Genomic DNA, 16646 nt, shown 5'->3' with positions numbered 1-16646 from the left:
TCAGCTTCGCTTAATCTTCCATCGCCGATGCAGCCAGTGCCATTGCGACGGATGGCGTGTCACCCACGACGACAGCCTGTCATTGAACATCTGCATCATCGTCTCGGCATCGGTATGGGGGATCGGATCTTCGAAGATGACGTGCAACTGACCGTCCACTTCGGGCGCGAAGGCCGGCACAAGAGGCAGGTCATAGCGCAAGGCCAGTTCCGCCGCCGCCAGCGACGTCTTGGCGTCATGATCCAGAAACGGCAGGGGCGCGCCGTCGCCGATATGCTGATCCGGCAGGAGCGCCATAAAGCCGCCGGACCGGATATGCTTGATCATCTGCCGATACCCGTTGCGCCCCTTGGGAATGATCGGTTGTCCACCAAGGTCGATGCCGGCGCGGAAAATCGGCTCGTAATAGGGGTTGTTGTTGGGCCGATAAATCGCCCCGGCCTCCAGCCCCTCGCGCTTCATAACATGGCGGATGGCCTCCCATTGACCGAAATGGCCGGACACGATGATCGCGCCGCGCCCCTCGGCCCGTGCGGTTCGCAGCACGTCGAGGCCCGGACCTTCGGGACGCAGGTTTGCCACCTCGCGGGCGAAATCCGCGTTGAACCAGATACCGGTCAGACTGCGACCGGCATTACGCGCGGCGGCGTGTACGATGGCAGTCCGGTCTTCCGCCGGACGATCCGGCCAGACCAATGCAAGGTTGCGGTCGGCACGCCGATGCAGAGGCGTCAGGCGGACCAGCCATTCCGTCACGAAGCCCAGCACCTTCCGCCGCCGATCCAGCGACAGTGGCGCGACCAACAGCAACAGAAGCCGCAGCATCGCGCCCTGCGCCCAGTAAGATAACGTTCTCATGGTGCCGGGTTGACGCATGGCGGCCCGTGTTTCAAGCGCGGAGGTTTGCCGATGGTCCGTTCCGGGACTCCAATCCGGGAAAACGATGGGGTATTGCGCGGAAAACCACGAGGCTAGCCAATGTTCCGTCTGCTTATTCCGCTGCTGTTTGTCCTTGCCGCCTGTGCTTCCACGCCCGAACCGGAAGTCGCTGTTGCACCACAACCTGCGCTCTATCCCGGCGAAACGCCCGCGGTGCGGTCTCTTATCGAGAAGTGGGCGGATTATTACGATATGCCCGCCAGCCTGATCCACAAGGTCGTGCAGCGGGAAAGCGACTATCGCGCCCGCGCCCGCAACGGCCCGTATTACGGTATGATGCAGATCCTGCCTGCGACCGCGCGCAACATGGGCATGGTCGGCAAGCCATCGCAGCTTCTGGATGCGGACACCGGCCTGAAATACTCGATCCGCTATCTGCGCGGTGCATGGATGGTCAGCGATGGCAGCGAATACGAGGCGATGATGTGGTATGCAAAGGGCTACTATTTCGAAGCCAAGCGCCGGGGTCTGTTGCGCGAGACCGGGCTGCGCGGAGAACTTTGGCAACGCTACGACGCAGGCATGACCGAAATGCCACCGATTGATGCACAGGGGCGCATTCTGGCCAAGGCCCCGGAGCCCGAATGCCGAACGGCGACAGGCTTTGCGGGACTCGTCGGGGCCGAGACCTGTTCCTGACCGGAGCTGGTCGCTAGGGTCGGCGTCATGCCGGCGAAACCGTCCATTCTGACCCGTATCTCCGCCAGCGCCGTCGCTGGCGGGATCGAGGTTTTTGCCCGCCTCGTCACCGCCGTCCGTGCCGATTGGCGGGGGGTTGAACCTTTGCCGGGGACGCGCGTCTATTACGCTAATCACGCCAGCAATGGCGATTTCGTCCTGATCTGGGCGGTACTGCCACCGCGTCTGCGTGATCGCGTGAGGCCAGTAGCAGGAGCCGATTACTGGCTGTCGACGCCCATCAAACGGTTCGTCGGGCAGCATGTGTTCAACGCCCTGCTGATCGACCGGATCGGCGCAGGCCCCCGCGAAGCACCTGTCGAACAGATGTCGGAGGCGCTTGATGGGGGTAGCTCTCTGATCCTGTTTCCCGAAGGCACGCGCAACCTGACCGCAGAGAAATTGCTGCCCTTCAAAACCGGGCTGTTCCATCTGGCCACGGCTCGACCGGAGGTTGATCTGGTCCCGGTCTGGATCGAGAACCTGAATCGCGTCATGCCCAAAGGGGAGGTCGTGCCGATCCCTCTGCTGTGCCGCGTCCGTTTCGGCGCGCCGGTTCGCCTGAAACCCCACGAATCGAAGGATGCCTTCCTGACCCGCAGCCGCGATGCCTTGCTGGCCTTGTCGGAGGACGCGTCATGATCCCCGACCTGATTACGCTTTTACTTTGGGTCGGCGGCCTGCTGATCGTCGCCAGCGCCGTCGGATATGTGCTGCAACGTCGCCTGTCCCCGGAGGGACAGAACGAAGGTGTCGAAAACCTTGTCGCGCGTATCCGGGCCTGGTGGGTCATGGCCATCCTGATCGCGGTCGCGTTCCTTGCCGGCCGGACCGGCGTGGTGATCCTGTTTGCGCTCTGCAGTTTCGCCGCCCTGCGCGAATTCGTGACGTTGACCAATGCGCGGCGTGCCGATCACTGGACGCTGGCCATCAGTTTCTTCGTAGTAATACCTCTGCAGTATTGGCTGGTCTGGGCAGGGGAATACGGTATTTATTCGATCTATATTCCTGTCTATGCCTTTCTTCTCGGTCCGATCATCAGCGCTTTGCGGGGCGAGACCGATAACTTCCTGATCCGGGTCGCGGAAATTCAATGGGGGCTGATGATCGCGGTTTTCGCGGTCAGCCATGTGCCTGCCCTGCTGACGCTGGAAATCCCCGGCTACGAAGGGCGCGGCGTGTTGCTCATCGCCTTCCTGATCGTAGTCGTGCAGATGTCGGACGTGTTGCAATACGTCTGGGGCAAGCTGCTGGGGCGCCGCAAGATCGCCCCCCGCCTGTCACCGGGCAAGACAGTCGAGGGCTTTTTCGGCGGCGTCCTGTCGGCGACGGCGATCGGCCTGATGCTCTATTGGATCACGCCGTTCACGCCGTTGCAGGCCGGGCTGATGGCTTTCACCATCGCGATCATGGGATTTTGCGGCGGACTGGTCATGTCGGCCATCAAGCGCGACCGGGGCGTCAAGGATTGGGGTCACACGATCGAAGGGCACGGCGGCTTCATCGACCGCCTCGATTCGGTGGTGTTTTCCGCGCCGATCTTCTTTCATTTGACACGGTATTGGTGGACGTGAGCGACAGCGCTGCACATGGCATGGGCCTTTGCCACCATGGACTGCCGTACATCAACCGGGGCCGCAGCCGATGAAAATGAAAAGATGACCGAGACGAAGAACCGCCGCCCCCTGACCAGCCGCAACACCGGCTGGGCACAAGGTATCACACGCGCGCTTGCGAAAACGCCGATCACACCCAATCAGGTTTCGGCGTTCAGCGTCATGGCCGCGCTTCTGGCAGGGCTGTGGTTCGCCGCCGTGGCGTGGACGGACGGATGGGGCCAGGTCGCGGTTCTGCTAGTGGCGGGGCTGTTCGTTCAGCTTCGCCTTCTGTGCAACCTGTTCGACGGCATGCTGGCGCTCGAGGCCGGGCGCGGCGGCCCAACCGGTGCATTCTGGAACGAGGTGCCGGATCGCGTGGCCGATATCGCGATCCTGGTCGGTGTCGGCCTCGGTGCGGGCGAGCCATCGCTGGGTTGGGCCGCAACCGCACTGGCTATTCTTGTGGCGTATCTGCGCGCCTTCGGGGGATCGCTGGGGCAGGACGCTGATTACAGTGGTCCGATGGCCAAACAGCACCGCATGGCGGCGATCACGCTGGCTGCGGCGCTCGGCATCGTGCTGTCACCGTGGATCGCGCCCGGAACGGTTCTGGCATTTGCGCTTTGGGTCATCGTGTTGTGTTGTGTCGCCACGGTCGCGCGACGCGGAATGCGCATTCACGAACGTCTGGCGAAATCAGGATAAAATGGTGAGCCGACAGGGGCTCGAACCCTGGACCTACTGATTAAAAGTCAGTTGCTCTACCAACTGAGCTATCGGCTCTCCGGGGGCGGACCTATCGCCGCCGATTGATGCCGTCAAGCGGGGGGTCTTTCAAAACTGGCCTGTCGGGCGTATCTGCCCGCTGATGGTGACTTCTGGCACAGATGGCCTGCCGTTCATGAAGATGCACGGGCTGGGCAACGACTTCGTCGTGGTGGACGGGCGCGCGGGCGTCACGGTCGATGCCGCGACGGCCATCGCCATGGGTGACCGGCACTTCGGCGTGGGCTTCGACCAGCTTGCCCTGATCGAGGACGGGACCAATGCCGATGTCGCGCTGACCTTCTACAATTCGGACGGAAGCACTGCCGGTGCCTGCGGCAATGCGACCCGCTGCGTTGCGGCCTGGGAAATGGCGCGGCGTGGCGTCGACGCCCTGACCCTGCGGACCGAACGCGATATCCTGCATGCCCGTCGCAGCGGGGACGGCGTGTCGGTCAATATGGGCGCGCCGCTGCTCGACTGGCGGGACGTTCCATTGGCGAGGGATGTCGACACCCTGCACCTGCCGATCGACGGCGATCCGGTGGCCACCGGAATGGGCAACCCACATTGCACCTTTTTCGTGGACGATGCCACTGCGGTCGATCTGCCTGCCCTCGGACGCACCAACGAACATCACCCGCTCTTTCCCGAACGCACCAACGTGCAGGTCGCCCATCTGATCGGTCCTGACCATCTGCGGATGCGGGTCTGGGAAAGGGGCGTCGGCGTCACGCTGGCCAGCGGCTCGTCGTCCTGCGCAGTGGCCGTGGCCGCGGCGCGGCGCGGGCTGACCGGACGAACGGTTCGCATCGACCTGGATGGCGGCACACTGCTGATCGACTGGCGCGACGATGGCGTCTGGATGACCGGGCCGACGGCGCATGTCTTCGATGGTGTCTGGCATGGCTGAAGCACCGATCCTGTCAAACCACGGCTGCCGCCTGAACGCCTATGAGGTCGAGGCGATGCGAGATCTGGCTACTACGGCGGGCCTCTCCAACGCGGTGATCGTCAACACCTGCGCCGTCACCGCCGAAGCGGTCCGCAAAGGCCGACAGGACATCCGCCGCCTGCGCCGTGAAAACCCCGAAGCGCGGATCGTCGTCACCGGATGCGCGGCCCAGACCGACCCCGACAGCTTTGCGGCCATGCCCGAGGTCGACACCGTGATCGGCAACACCGAAAAGATGCAGGCTGCGACATGGGCGGGTCTGGCGACCGGTAACACCGAGCCGGTACAGGTCGACGATATCATGTCCGTGACCGAAACAGCAGGCCATCTGATTGACGGGTTCGGCACGCGCAGCCGCGCCTATGTGCAGGTTCAGAACGGCTGCGACCACCGCTGCACCTTCTGCATCATCCCCTATGGTCGCGGCAATTCGCGGTCTGTGCCCGCGGGCGTCGTGGTCGAACAGATCACGCGGCTGGTGGACCGGGGTTTCAACGAGATCGTGCTGACCGGTGTGGACCTCACATCCTGGGGCGCGGATCTGCCGGGCGCGCCGCGACTGGGCGATCTGGTGGCGCGCATCCTCAAGCTGACGACTGTGCCACGCCTGCGGATCAGCAGCATCGACAGTATCGAGGTGGATGACGCCCTGATGCGTTGCATCGCCGACGAAGAACGCCTGATGCCGCATCTGCACCTGTCGCTGCAGCATGGTGCCGATCTGATTCTGAAACGGATGAAGCGGCGGCACCTGCGCGGTGACGCCATCGCCTTTGTCGAGCAGGCCCGCAAACTGCGCCCCGATATGACCTTCGGCGCGGATATCATCGCCGGATTCCCGACCGAGACCGAGGCGCATTTCGCCGACTCCCTGCGGCTGGTCGAGGACTGCGACCTGACGTGGCTGCACGTCTTCCCGTATTCGGCCCGCACAGGCACCCCGGCGGCCAGGATGCCTGCGGTCGACGGTCGACTGATCAAACAGCGCGCTGCGCGGCTGCGAGCGGCGGGCGATGCGGCGGTGGAACGCCATCTGACCGCTCAGATCGGGCGGCACCACAATGTGCTGATGGAAACCCCTCGCATGGGCCGCACGGCGCAGTTCGCCGAAGTCACCTTCGATAGCGATCAACCCGAGGGTGCGATCGTCCAGTCGCAGATCACCGGGCGCGCAGACCGCTGCCTACGGGCCGTCCCGTCATCGCCGTCATAAGTCCGGCGATCGCGATCAGTCCGATTCCGACCCAGCCCCATGCCCCCGGCAAACGCGAGAAGATCGCGAAATCCAGGATCACGGCAAAGACCAACCCGGCATAATCGAACGGGGCCAGCGTCGAGACCGGCGCCCTCGCGACCGATGCCGTAGCAGAGATATGCGTCGCAGCGCCCAACACTCCCGCCCCACCCATCCAGGCCCACAGGATCGGGGTCATCGGCACCCATCCCGTCACCATCACCGCGACCACGCCTATGGCGCTGGTGACGACGGCGAAAGATAGCGCGATCGAGATCGTCGTCTCGGTCGCCGTCATCGCCTTGATGTGGACGCGCACCACCGCCATCACACCTGCCGACGTTATGCCCGCGATCATGCCCGACAGCTCGGCCCAGCCCCAGCCCGGACGCGAGACAGAGGTGTAGAGCATCGCGATCATCCCCGCGAAGCCGAATGCCACGGCCAGAACCGTGCGGGTCGACAACCGCTCGCCCAGCAAGATCACCGCAGCCGGGATCGACAGCACCGGGGCGAGATATGACAGCGCCTGCGCATGAGTCACCGGCAATTGCCCCAGGGCGTAGAAATTCAGGATCATCGAAAGCCCGCCCATCACCCCCCGGATCACGTGCTTGCCGGGTGCCTTGGGTCGCCAATCGGCGGGTCTTGAGGTCAGAGCGGCCCAGAGCAGCAATACCGGGATCGACAGTGTGGCGCGCAGGAACACGATCTGGCCGGTGGCGGCATAGGCCGCTGCGCCATGGACGCAAAACCCCAGACCCGTGGCGAACCCCGCCGCCATAAGGCGCAGGGATATGGCGGATCGCAGGCTATGCGATGCAGCGGTGGAAACGGGAGTGGCGACCATTGCCGCACCTTGCGCGCGGCGATCCGGCGCGGCAACCATGACGGCACCCGCATAGATGGAAACCCGCCCATGCACCCCAATTCCGCCTTTCGGCAGACACCGGATGCGCGCAGCCTGGCCTTCGCGCGCAAGCGTGCGTTCGGTGCGCTTTGCATCTGCGCGGACGTCTGACGCGGCTGCCGGACGATGTGTTGCGCGATCATCTCGACCGGCTCAGCGCCGATCAGGAGCGACGCCTGCTGCCAAAGATGCCGTGGACCGTCCCAAAGATGACACCCGATGCGCGGGACCGGCTGATGCGGCAGATCGTGCCTTTGCGGACGACGATGACCAAGTCCACCGCCACGTGGAAGCTGGGACAGAACAAACCGGGCAAGGTGCGGGCGCGCGCCGCAGAAGCGGTCACCGGCGCGCCTTCGGGGCAGGAGGTCGCGGCGCTGTCTGGCCTGATGCGCGATCCGCCCCGATGACCGGTCGCTGATATTTATTTCATCCGATTTGAAACCTATCCCCAATGTTCTCCGTAACTGAGCATGACCGGACAGAAAGACGCCGGACCATTGTTCCAACCTCGGAGAGACCCATGTTCTTCCTACGTACCCTGACCCTTGCCACTGTTCTTGCCGGAGGAACCGCTGGCGTTGTTCTGGCCGATGCCCACTCTGCCCCGAACCCCGAAGTCGGCGGCGCAGCGATGTTCGCGCAAAAGAACATCATCGAAAATGCCGTGAATTCGCCGATCCACACGACACTGGTCGCCGCCGTCAAGGCCGCCGGCCTGGTCGAGACGCTGTCCGGCCCCGGTCCGTTCACCGTCTTCGCCCCCACGGACGAAGCCTTTGCCGCGCTGCCCGCAGGCACCGTCGAGACGCTTCTGAAGCCGGAAAACAAGGCTGCACTGACCAGGGTTCTGGCCTGCCATGTGGTTGCCGATTCCGCGATGTCGGACGCAATCCAGGGCATGATCGCCAGTGAGGATGGACGCTATCCCGTGTCGACAGTTGGAGGCTGCACGTTGCAGGCCTTTATGGACGGCGATCAGATCAAGCTGGAAGACGAGACGGGCGGGGTCGCAACTGTCACCGTCGCCGACGTGGTCCAGTCGAATGGCGTCATTCACGTAATCGACGCGGTCCTGTTGCCGGGCGCTGAAGCTGCGCCTGCCGATACGACCCCTGCCGCTGCCGATGCCATGGCCAACCCGACCGTCGGCGGCGCTGCGATGTTCGCCCAGAAGAACATCATCGAGAACGCAGTGAATTCGCCGATCCACACGACACTGGTCGCCGCCGTCAAGGCCGCCGGCCTGGTCGAGACGCTGTCCGGCCCCGGTCCGTTCACCGTCTTCGCCCCCACGGACGAAGCCTTTGCCGCGCTGCCCGCAGGCACCGTCGAGACGCTTCTCAAGCCGGAAAACAAGGATACCCTGACCAAGGTCCTGACGGCGCATGTCGTGGCCGGTCAGATGACAGCCGCAGACCTGACCGCCGGGCTTGCCCCCGGCGAGTTCAAGAACCTGCAGACCGTCTCCGGCGACGCGCTGTCGGTTCAGATGACGTCATCCGGTTCGGTTTATATCTTTGACGAATCCGGCAATGCATATCAGGTTTCGACCGCGGACGTGATGCAGTCGAACGGCGTGATCCACGTGGTCGAGGGCGTGCTGCTGCCAAAGTAGGCCCAACCGCCACCGCACCTGCGCCGCCCCTTGTCTCCGGGGGCGGCGTTTGTGAATCCGGGTTCCACCGCTAGATTGTGTTCGGACCATTGCCCCCGGAGACCATATATGCAGCTTCTCAGTTCCCCCGCCTCTCCCTTCGCACGTAAATGCCGCGTTCTGCTGATCGAGACCGCGCAGGACGATATCGAGGTGCGGGACGTGGCCGCCAGTCCGATGGGCGGGGATGCCGCTCTGAATGCGGCAAATCCGTCCGGCAAGATCCCGGCCCTGGTCCGCGACGAAGGTCCGGCGATCTATGACAGCCGGGTGATCTGCCGGTTTCTGGATCATCGCGCCCAATCCGGTTTGTATCCCGAGAATCGCCTGTGGGAAGTTCTGTCGCTCGAAGCGAATTGCGATGCTGTTTTGGAATCCGCTCTGGCCATCACCTACGAAAAACGTCTTCGGCCTGAAAACCTGTGGTGGCCTGAATGGTTCGATGCGCAATGGACCAAGATCGCCCGGTCGCTCGATGCACTCGAATCGCGGTCGATGCCGATGCTGCAAGGTCCGCTGACCATGGGGCAGATCGCCGTCGGCTGCGCCCTGGAATACCTCGACCTGCGTCATGATGACCGCGACTGGCGCGCGGGACGCGATGTCCTGGCCGGTTGGCAGGCCGCCTTCTCCGCCCGCCCGGCGATGGCGGCAACGGCTCCGTCATGAAGCTGCCCACCGGTCAGGTTATCGGTGAAGTGACCGACCTGCGCGCGCCGCTTGCCGTGCGTGCCGAGGTCTTCATTGCCGAACAGCACGTCGCCCCCGCCGAGGACGTGGACGGCAGGGATGCCGATTGCCTGCACTGGCTGGTGACCGACGCCGAAGGCTCCGTCGCCACGCTGCGGGTTCTGCCCCAGGGCGAGGTCGCCAAGATCCAGCGGGTCGCCGTGCTGAAACGCGCGCGCGGCACGGGCCTTGGCACTGCACTGATGCGTCATGTCATGGACAGGTTGGCCGAGCGTGGTTTCACCAGTGCCACCCTTGGGGCGCAGATCGACGCGCTCGGGTTTTATGAACGTCTGGGCTTCCAGGCACATGGCCCGGTCTACGATGATGCAGGCATTCCGCACCGCGATATGGACCGCGACCTGTAAAACGTACCCCTGCGCGCGTTTGTCCGCTGGAACTCGCCCCCCGGCATGCGCTAAGGGAGGCAGGACGCGGGTTCGGGAGTGATCCCAGGCTCCGCTCGTGCGTTCTAGGACCGGCCCTGCGCAAGGCCGATATCAAACCGGGAGATGGCTTCGTGTCACACGCAGACGATCACGCGGGCACCCGCCGCGATTTCCTCTACTATGCCACCGCTGCCACGGGGGCCGTCCTTACGGGGGCCGCAGTCTGGCCGCTGGTGAATCAGATGAACCCTGCGGCGGATGTGCAGGCGCTGGCCTCAATCGACGTGGACGTGTCCGGCGTCGAGGTCGGCACACAGCTTACCGTCAAGTTTCTGGGCAAGCCCGTCTTCATCCGCAGGCGATCCGCGGACGAGATCGCGGCCGCCCGTGCCACGCCGTTGGAGGATCTTCCCGATCCGGTCGACTATTTGTACGAAAATCCGAATCAGCTGGCGGACTCTCCCGCCCTGGACCAGAACCGGGCAATGGACGAGGCCGGCGAATGGCTGGTCATGATCGGTGTATGCACCCATCTGGGCTGCGTTCCGATCGGTGGCGAATCGGGTGATTTCGGCGGCTGGTTCTGCCCCTGCCACGGGTCGCATTACGATACGTCCGGACGCATCCGCAAAGGTCCCGCACCGCGCAACCTGGATATTCCGTTGGCATCGTTTACCAACGAAACAACCCTGAGACTGGGCTGAGGAGGCACAAATGGCTGGCATTCCCCACGACCATTACAAACCGAATTCTCCGGCGGAGCGCTGGATCGAACGTCGTCTTCCGATCATCGGCCTGATATACGATACGATGATGATCCCCACGCCCAAGAATCTGAACTGGATGTGGATATGGGGCATCGTGCTGACCTTCACGCTGGTGCTCCAGATCGTGACCGGGATCGTCCTGGCGATGCACTACACGCCGCAGATTGATCTTGCTTTCGCGTCGGTCGAACAAATCATGCGAAACGTCAATGGCGGCTGGGCGTTGCGCTATCTTCACTCGAACGGTGCCTCGCTGTTCTTCGTGGCGGTCTATGCGCATATTTTCCGCAGTCTCTACTACGGCTCCTATAAGGCCCCGCGCGAGGTTACGTGGATCATCGGCATCGTTATCTATCTGCTGATGATGGGCACGGCCTTCATGGGTTACGTTCTTCCCTGGGGTCAGATGTCCTTCTGGGGGGCCACGGTCATCACCGGCCTGTTCGGCGCGATCCCGTGGATCGGCGAATCGATTCAGACCTGGCTGCTGGGCGGACCGGCAGTCGGAAACCCGACGCTGAATCGCTTTTTCTCGCTGCACTACCTGATGCCGTTCCTGATTCTCGGCCTGACGATCGTGCATATCTGGTCGTTTCACACGACCGGGAACAACAACCCCACCGGGGTCGAGGTGCGTCGCACGTCCAAGGAGGAAGCCAAGAAGGACACTCTGCCGTTCTGGCCCTACTTCGTCATCAAGGACCTGTTCGCGCTGGCCGTTATCCTGCTGGTGTTCTTCGCCATTGTCGGGTTCATACCCAACTATCTGGGCCATCCCGACAACTACATCGAGGCAAACGCGCTTATTACGCCCGCTGAAATCGTGCCCGAATGGTATTTCCTGCCGTTCTACGCGATTTTGCGGGCCTTCACAGCGGATGTCTGGGTCGTGATCGCGGTGGACTGGATCACCGGCGGCATCGTCGACGCCAAGTTCTTCGGTGTGATCGCCATGTTCGGCTCGATCATCGTGATGGCACTGGCCCCGTGGCTTGACACATCGTCGATCCGGTCGGGCCGATATCGCCCGATGTTCAAGTGGTGGTTCGCCTTGCTCGCACTCGATTTCCTCGTGCTGATGTGGGTGGGGTCCATGCCGACCGTGTCACCCTATGACTGGATCTCGCTCATCGCCGCAGCCTATTGGTTCGCCTACTTTCTGGTGATCCTGCCGTTGCTTGGCGTGATCGAAAAGCCGCTGGCCCGCCCTGCGACGATCGAGGAAGATTTCGCAGCCCACTATGGGGAAACCGGCAGTGCGACCGGAATGCGGTTGCCCGGTGAAAAATCCGGCACGCCCGCCGAATAAGGAGAGGGACAGATGTTCTCGACCATCATACGCGCCCTTGCGGCACTTGTCGTCACGACTTCTGCAGTCTTTGCGGCTGACCATTACAAGCAGGAAATCACCGATTACGACTTCTCGTTCGAGGGGCCGTTCGGCACGTTTGATCAGAACCAGCTGCAAAGGGGTCTCAAGGTCTATACCCAGGTCTGTTCCTCGTGCCATGGCCTGAAATTCGTGCCGATCCGCACGCTGGGCGACTCCGGGGGACCGGGCTTCTCGGAAGATCAGGTCAAGGCCTACGCGGGCGAGATCGAGGTTTTCGACAGGACCCTGGCCGATGGCGAAGGCGATTACCGCACGGCCACGCCGCCGGATGTTTTTCCGGTGAACAATTCCGTCGGGGCGCCCGATCTGTCCCTGATGGCCAAGGCCCGCGCCGGTTTCCACGGACCTCTGAATCTTGGTATCAAACAGTTACTGAAGGGCAGCGGCGGACCGGAATATATTGCCTCGCTCCTGACCGGCTACACCGGCGAGGAAAGAGAGGAAGCAGGCTCGATCCTCTACGGGAACAAGGCCTTCAAGGGCGGCTGGATCAGCATGGCTCCCCCTCTGGGCGACGATTATGTCGAATTCGACGACGGTGCCCCGGCCGATCTGGAAAGTGCGGCGCAGGACGTCGCTGCCTTCCTGATGTGGACCGCTGAACCCAAACTTGCGGCACGCAAGCAGATGGGTCTGACAGCCATCATCATGCTGGCTTTGTTCTCGGTGCTGCTCTATCTGACCAACAAGCGTATCTGGGCCCCGGTCAAAGGCACGAAAGACATCTGATCGCGCCATGTCGGTCGGCAAAAATCGGGCTGACCCTTCGGGGTCGGCCTTTTTCGTTGGGCAAGGCGCGCCGCAAGCGGCAGTGTCGAGGCAGAAAACGGGGATCACATGAGCGACTTCAAAAAAACGTATCCGCTGGGCCGCAGTATATCCGTGCTGTTCTCCAACATTGGCTGGGGGCTGGCCGCGATCGGTCTTCTGCTTGCCATTGCAGGGTTTGCCCTTGGTGCGACGCCCGGCAGCGGTGGCGCTACCGGCGAGGTGTCGCTGACTGCACGGATCGCGGCGTCGGCCCTGGGCCTGGGTATTATCGCCTTTGGCCTGATGTCGCTGCTCTTGGCGGTGCAAAGCCGTGCGGCGATGGATACCGCCGATATGACCCGCGAAATGCTGATGTTGGCGCGCAGGCGGCCAGAGCGGAAGGCCCTGTCCCGACCGCAAGCCGGGACTGCGGATATCGAGCGCGATACACCCGACGAACCGGTCGCCCCGATTCGTCAGCCTGGATCAGGGGCGGTGCAGGACGATGCCCTGAAGGCGGTTCCGGTCGACGATGTGCCGCCGATGCCTGTGCATCTCAAGGCCCGCCTCTCCGCGCCGACCCCGACACCGGCAGCCGCGCCGCGCCTTTCACAACCGGGTCCGAAATCCGTGTCGCGTACGGAACCAGGCTTCGCCGCCAAACCCGAGGGCGCCGCGCGCCGCGCGCATCCGATCTTCAGCGCCAAACCGCCGCGATAAAGCACACCGACATGTGAAAAGGGGCCCCGAGAGGGACCCCTTTCCATACAGATCCGGCAAGCCGGCAGATCACTCCAGCGAGCGTTCGATTTCCTCGCGTGTGAAGATCTCGATGACATCGCCCTTGCGGATATCCTCGTAGCGCTCGAAGGCCATACCGCATTCCTGACCGGACTGGACCTCTTTGACCTCGTCCTTGAAGCGCTTGAGGGTCTTCAGTGTGCCTTCGTGGATCACGACGTCGTCGCGCAACAGACGCACACCTGCCGACCGGCGGGCCACGCCCTCGGTCACCAGACAGCCCGCGACGTTGCCGACGCCCGTCACCTTGAAGACTTCGCGGATCTCGGCGTAACCGATGAAGGTCTCCTTGATCTCGGCAGACAGCAGACCCGAGGCGGCATCCTTGATGTCGTCCACCAGGTCGTAGATCACCGAATAGTATCGGATTTCCACGCCCTTCTGGTTCGCGGCGGCCCGTGCGGGCGCATTGGCCCGGACGTTGAAGCCGATGACCGGCGCACCCGAGGCTTCGGCCAGCGTGATGTCCGATTCGGTGATGGCGCCGACACCCGAATGCAGGATCCGCACGCGGACCTCGTCGTTACCGATCTTCTCCATCGCCTGCACGATTGCCTCGGCCGAGCCCTGAACGTCGGCTTTGACCAACAGCGGCAGTTCCGAAACGCCCTGATCTTCCTTGGCCTTGGCCATCATCTGATCCAGCGTCGTCGCGGCACCGGCGGCGGCACGTTTGTCCTTGGCGGCCTTTTCGCGGTATTCCGCGATCTCGCGCGCCTGTGCTTCGGTCTCGACCACGTTCAGCACGTCACCGGCACCGGGCGTGCCATTCAGACCCAGCACTTCGACCGGAACAGAAGGTCCGGCCTCGTCGATGCGCTTGCCCTGATCGTCGACCAGCGCGCGAACCTTGCCCCACTGCTCGCCGACGACGAAAATGTCGCCTTTGCGCAATGTGCCGTTCTGAACCAGAACGGTCGCAACGGGGCCACGACCCACGTCAAGCTGCGCTTCGATCACCGCACCTTGGGCGGCGCGGTTCGGGTTGGCTTTCAACTCGAGGATTTCGGCCTGAAGCACGATGGCGTCCAGCAGTTGATCCAGACCTGCGCCAGTATGGGCGGAGACCTCGACATCCTGAACCTCGCCGGACATCGCCTCGACGATCACCTCGTGCTGCAACAGGTCCGTGCGGACCTTCTGCGGATCGGCACCGGGACGGTCCATCTTGTTGATAGCGATGATCATCGGCACGTTCGCGGCTTTGGCATGCGCAATCGCCTCGACCGTTTGCGGCATGACCTGATCGTCTGCGGCGACGACCAGAACGACGATATCCGTCACCTGCGCGCCACGTGCCCGCATCGACGTGAAGGCGGCGTGACCCGGCGTGTCGAGGAACGACAGCGGCTTGCCGTTTACCTCTACCTGATAGGCCCCGATATGCTGCGTGATGCCGCCGGCCTCGCCCGACACGACCTTGGTCTTGCGGATCGCATCCAGCAGCGACGTCTTGCCGTGGTCGACGTGGCCCATGATCGTGATGACCGGAGCGCGCTCGACCAGATCCTCGGGCTTGTCCTCGGTGATCTCGATCACTTGCTCCACGTCGGAATCGGAGACGCGGACGACCTTGTGGCCAAATTCCTCGATGATCAGCTCGGCAGTATCGGCGTCCAGAACCTCGTTCTGGGTGACCATCATGCCGCTTGTCATCAGGGATTTCACGACAGCGGCGACCCGCTCGGACATGCGATTGGCCAGTTCCGACACCACGATGGTCTCGGGCAGGCGCACTTCGCGCATCACCTTTTCCTGGGTGACGTTGCCGCCGCCCTTGCGCTGACGCTCCTGTTTGCGGCGCATCGAGGCCAGCGAACGTGTCCGCCCGCCTTCGCCACCGCGCAGGGCCTGATTGACGGTCAGCTTGCCGGACCGGCGATCGCCGTCGCCCTTGGGCTTGCCGGTTTCCTCTTCGCGCTTGCGCGGTCCATCGTTGCGGCCGGGGCGCGCATCGGGGCCCAGGTTGCGCTGACGCGGCGAAGTGTCGGGCGAGGGCTCCGCGGCGACAGGCTCGGACGGGCGGGCCTTGGCCTCGCGCGCCTCTTCCTGACGACGGGCGTCCTCTTCGGCACGCTTTCGGGCCAGTTCTTCGCGCTCTTTCTCTTCGCGCTCCTTGGTCTCGATCTCGGCGCGGCGACGGTTGCGCTCATCCTCGCGCTTCTGCTCTTCCTGCTGACGGCGCTCCGTGTCCTCGGCCTCGCGGGCCTTGGCCATCTGCAGCGCCTTCAGGCGACGATCCATTTCAGCGTCGGTGGTGCTGGTCTGCTTACCACCCTGCGCGTTTACCGCGGCCGCGGACTGGCCACTGGGTTTGGGGACCGAAACGCGCTTGCGCTTGGTCTCCACCACAACATTGTTGGTACGTCCACGGGCAAAGCTTTGCTTTACGGTGCCGCTACGCGCGCCACCAGAAAGTCCGAGGGGTTTCTTGCCGTCCTGATCGCTCATGCGTTCCCAGTATCCTTCTCGGCAGCCGGAGTGCTGCCATTCACTTGTCTGATGCCCTGAAGCCTTGCGGCTTCCTCTACAATACGTTTGGCCAAGGTTCCAGCAGACACCGCCGCATGGATCACCCGGTCTCGTCCGAAGGCCAAACCCAACTCATCTGCCGTCAGGAAACCGATCCATTTGCCGTTCCCAGGCGTCGACAGCTTGCCCTTGCCGCGCTCCGATCCGTCCGAGGCCTGCAACAGAACGCGCGCCTCTTCCCGGATCAGCATAACCTTCACCTTCTCATAGCCGGTGATCGCCTTGCCGGCCTTGCGAGCCATGGCGAGCAGGTCCTGAAGGCGTTTGAGAAGCAGCGATTCGACGAGGTCCGGCAATCCGTCGGGAATCCGGACCTGTTTCTTCGCACCCTTGGAGAACATGCGCTTCGCAATGGCCTTTTCCAAGACCTCACGTGATGCCGTCACATATATTCCCCGTCCGGGCAGCTTGTTCGCCACATCCGGATAGATCGTATCGTCAGGTCCGACGACAAAACGGATCAGCCCCGACTTGGAGCCGGTCTCGCCGGTTACGATGCAGCGACGATCAGGCTCGTCGCGATTTTTGTCTCTGCCGCCGCGCGTCAGG

Annotated in this window: 18 protein-coding genes, 1 tRNA gene and 1 pseudogene; 15 read left to right on the top strand and 5 right to left on the bottom strand. The window is 63.2% G+C overall.

What is annotated here, in order from left to right; all coding sequences use genetic code 11:
- On the bottom strand, positions 1 to 858 hold the full coding sequence (locus BMY38_RS02140) for a lysophospholipid acyltransferase family protein (RefSeq protein ID WP_175495738.1): 858 nt from the start codon (positions 856 to 858) through the stop codon (positions 1 to 3).
- Positions 859 to 978: 120 nt separating this feature from the next.
- Here BMY38_RS02140 and BMY38_RS02135 point away from each other — a divergent pair, with 120 nt between their 5' ends.
- From BMY38_RS02135 to BMY38_RS02120, 4 genes are all read left to right on the top strand, one after another.
- The gene (locus tag BMY38_RS02135) at positions 979 to 1578 is read left to right on the top strand and encodes a lytic transglycosylase domain-containing protein (protein ID WP_092759329.1); all 600 of its coding nucleotides are present in this window, start codon (positions 979 to 981) and stop codon (positions 1576 to 1578) included.
- Positions 1579 to 1605: 27 nt separating this feature from the next.
- Positions 1606 to 2259 (top strand): lysophospholipid acyltransferase family protein, encoded by a 654-nt coding sequence (locus tag BMY38_RS02130; RefSeq protein ID WP_092759327.1) that lies wholly within the window; start codon positions 1606 to 1608, stop codon positions 2257 to 2259.
- Complete coding sequence (locus BMY38_RS02125) at positions 2256 to 3191, top strand: phosphatidate cytidylyltransferase (RefSeq protein ID WP_092759325.1); 936 nt, start codon at positions 2256 to 2258, stop codon at positions 3189 to 3191. The genes BMY38_RS02130 and BMY38_RS02125 overlap by 4 nt, the downstream gene beginning before the upstream one ends.
- Positions 3192 to 3275: 84 nt before the next feature.
- Positions 3276 to 3920: a CDP-alcohol phosphatidyltransferase family protein gene (locus tag BMY38_RS02120; protein WP_092761085.1), complete on the top strand. Its 645-nt coding sequence runs from the start codon at positions 3276 to 3278 to the stop codon at positions 3918 to 3920.
- A 2-nt stretch (positions 3921 to 3922) separates the two neighbouring features.
- Here BMY38_RS02120 and BMY38_RS02115 read toward each other — a convergent pair.
- Positions 3923 to 3998 (bottom strand) — tRNA-Lys (locus BMY38_RS02115).
- An 85-nt stretch (positions 3999 to 4083) separates the two neighbouring features.
- Here BMY38_RS02115 and dapF point away from each other — a divergent pair.
- Both dapF and mtaB read left to right on the top strand, forming a co-directional pair.
- Positions 4084 to 4893, top strand: a complete 810-nt coding sequence (gene dapF, locus BMY38_RS02110; protein ID WP_092759323.1) for a diaminopimelate epimerase — start codon at positions 4084 to 4086, stop codon at positions 4891 to 4893.
- Entirely contained in the window at positions 4886 to 6148 is a 1263-nt protein-coding gene (mtaB, locus tag BMY38_RS02105; RefSeq protein ID WP_245737473.1) for a tRNA (N(6)-L-threonylcarbamoyladenosine(37)-C(2))-methylthiotransferase MtaB, read from the top strand. Before dapF ends, mtaB begins: the two co-directional genes overlap by 8 nt.
- Here the strand turns inward: mtaB and BMY38_RS02100 are convergent.
- The gene (locus BMY38_RS02100; RefSeq protein ID WP_139204633.1) at positions 6096 to 7058 is read right to left on the bottom strand and encodes a DMT family transporter; all 963 of its coding nucleotides are present in this window, start codon (positions 7056 to 7058) and stop codon (positions 6096 to 6098) included. The genes mtaB and BMY38_RS02100 overlap by 53 nt on opposite strands.
- Positions 7059 to 7168: 110 nt before the next feature.
- Between BMY38_RS02100 and BMY38_RS02095 the strand changes: the two genes are divergently transcribed.
- The 9 genes and pseudogenes from BMY38_RS02095 (at position 7169) to BMY38_RS02060 (ending at position 13484) form a co-directional block, all read left to right on the top strand.
- Positions 7169 to 7489, top strand: coding sequence for an FMN-binding negative transcriptional regulator (locus tag BMY38_RS02095; RefSeq protein WP_424337512.1), 321 nt, complete (start codon positions 7169 to 7171; stop codon positions 7487 to 7489).
- A 113-nt stretch (positions 7490 to 7602) separates the two neighbouring features.
- Positions 7603 to 8163, top strand: a pseudogene (locus BMY38_RS18345) (fasciclin domain-containing protein); the annotation flags it as partial.
- A 48-nt stretch (positions 8164 to 8211) separates the two neighbouring features.
- Positions 8212 to 8697, top strand: coding sequence for a fasciclin domain-containing protein (locus BMY38_RS18340; protein ID WP_245737523.1), 486 nt, complete (start codon positions 8212 to 8214; stop codon positions 8695 to 8697).
- 108 nt (positions 8698 to 8805) lie between these two features.
- Positions 8806 to 9405, top strand: coding sequence for a glutathione S-transferase (locus BMY38_RS02085; RefSeq protein ID WP_092759315.1), 600 nt, complete (start codon positions 8806 to 8808; stop codon positions 9403 to 9405).
- Positions 9402 to 9833, top strand: a complete 432-nt coding sequence (locus BMY38_RS02080) for a GNAT family N-acetyltransferase (RefSeq protein ID WP_092759313.1) — start codon at positions 9402 to 9404, stop codon at positions 9831 to 9833. Before BMY38_RS02085 ends, BMY38_RS02080 begins: the two co-directional genes overlap by 4 nt.
- Before the next feature lie 152 nt (positions 9834 to 9985).
- The gene (gene petA, locus BMY38_RS02075) at positions 9986 to 10558 is read left to right on the top strand and encodes a ubiquinol-cytochrome c reductase iron-sulfur subunit (RefSeq protein ID WP_092759311.1); all 573 of its coding nucleotides are present in this window, start codon (positions 9986 to 9988) and stop codon (positions 10556 to 10558) included.
- 10 nt (positions 10559 to 10568) lie between these two features.
- A complete protein-coding gene (locus BMY38_RS02070; RefSeq protein ID WP_092759309.1) occupies positions 10569 to 11930 on the top strand; it encodes a cytochrome b in 1362 nt (453 codons plus the stop codon).
- Positions 11931 to 11942: 12 nt separating this feature from the next.
- A complete protein-coding gene (locus BMY38_RS02065) occupies positions 11943 to 12743 on the top strand; it encodes a cytochrome c1 (protein WP_092759307.1) in 801 nt (266 codons plus the stop codon).
- Positions 12744 to 12851: 108 nt separating this feature from the next.
- Positions 12852 to 13484: a hypothetical protein gene (locus tag BMY38_RS02060; protein ID WP_092759305.1), complete on the top strand. Its 633-nt coding sequence runs from the start codon at positions 12852 to 12854 to the stop codon at positions 13482 to 13484.
- Between the two features lie 69 nt (positions 13485 to 13553).
- Here BMY38_RS02060 and infB read toward each other — a convergent pair whose 3' ends face one another.
- Positions 13554 to 16016, bottom strand: coding sequence for a translation initiation factor IF-2 (gene infB, locus BMY38_RS02055; RefSeq protein WP_092759303.1), 2463 nt, complete (start codon positions 16014 to 16016; stop codon positions 13554 to 13556).
- Entirely contained in the window at positions 16013 to 16645 is a 633-nt protein-coding gene (locus tag BMY38_RS02050) for an RNA-binding protein (protein WP_092759301.1), read from the bottom strand. The genes infB and BMY38_RS02050 overlap by 4 nt, the downstream gene beginning before the upstream one ends.
- Between the last annotated feature and the right edge of the window lies 1 nt (position 16646).

It is taken from the genome of Jannaschia helgolandensis (assembly GCF_900109285.1).
Taxonomy (GTDB): domain Bacteria; phylum Pseudomonadota; class Alphaproteobacteria; order Rhodobacterales; family Rhodobacteraceae; genus Jannaschia; species Jannaschia helgolandensis.
The sequence above is the reverse complement of the archived record's forward strand: the minus strand, read 5'-3'. Positions and strand labels throughout refer to the sequence as shown.

What these genes read in the sequence shown, in the direction of transcription:
- BMY38_RS02140 (WP_175495738.1), bottom strand. Translation starts at nt 858, where the DNA reads ATGAGAACGTTATCTTACTGGGCGCAGGGCGCGATGCTGCGGCTTCTG.
- BMY38_RS02135 (WP_092759329.1), top strand. Translation starts at nt 979, where the DNA reads ATGTTCCGTCTGCTTATTCCGCTGCTGTTTGTCCTTGCCGCCTGTGCT.
- BMY38_RS02130 (WP_092759327.1), top strand. Translation starts at nt 1,606, where the DNA reads ATGCCGGCGAAACCGTCCATTCTGACCCGTATCTCCGCCAGCGCCGTC.
- BMY38_RS02125 (WP_092759325.1), top strand. Translation starts at nt 2,256, where the DNA reads ATGATCCCCGACCTGATTACGCTTTTACTTTGGGTCGGCGGCCTGCTG.
- BMY38_RS02120 (WP_092761085.1), top strand. Translation starts at nt 3,276, where the DNA reads ATGACCGAGACGAAGAACCGCCGCCCCCTGACCAGCCGCAACACCGGC.
- dapF (WP_092759323.1), top strand. Translation starts at nt 4,084, where the DNA reads ATGGTGACTTCTGGCACAGATGGCCTGCCGTTCATGAAGATGCACGGG.
- mtaB (WP_245737473.1), top strand. Translation starts at nt 4,886, where the DNA reads ATGGCTGAAGCACCGATCCTGTCAAACCACGGCTGCCGCCTGAACGCC.
- BMY38_RS02100 (WP_139204633.1), bottom strand. Translation starts at nt 7,058, where the DNA reads ATGGTTGCCGCGCCGGATCGCCGCGCGCAAGGTGCGGCAATGGTCGCC.
- BMY38_RS18340 (WP_245737523.1), top strand. Translation starts at nt 8,212, where the DNA reads ATGGCCAACCCGACCGTCGGCGGCGCTGCGATGTTCGCCCAGAAGAAC.
- BMY38_RS02085 (WP_092759315.1), top strand. Translation starts at nt 8,806, where the DNA reads ATGCAGCTTCTCAGTTCCCCCGCCTCTCCCTTCGCACGTAAATGCCGC.
- BMY38_RS02080 (WP_092759313.1), top strand. Translation starts at nt 9,402, where the DNA reads ATGAAGCTGCCCACCGGTCAGGTTATCGGTGAAGTGACCGACCTGCGC.
- BMY38_RS02070 (WP_092759309.1), top strand. Translation starts at nt 10,569, where the DNA reads ATGGCTGGCATTCCCCACGACCATTACAAACCGAATTCTCCGGCGGAG.
- BMY38_RS02065 (WP_092759307.1), top strand. Translation starts at nt 11,943, where the DNA reads ATGTTCTCGACCATCATACGCGCCCTTGCGGCACTTGTCGTCACGACT.
- BMY38_RS02060 (WP_092759305.1), top strand. Translation starts at nt 12,852, where the DNA reads ATGAGCGACTTCAAAAAAACGTATCCGCTGGGCCGCAGTATATCCGTG.
- infB (WP_092759303.1), bottom strand. Translation starts at nt 16,016, where the DNA reads ATGAGCGATCAGGACGGCAAGAAACCCCTCGGACTTTCTGGTGGCGCG.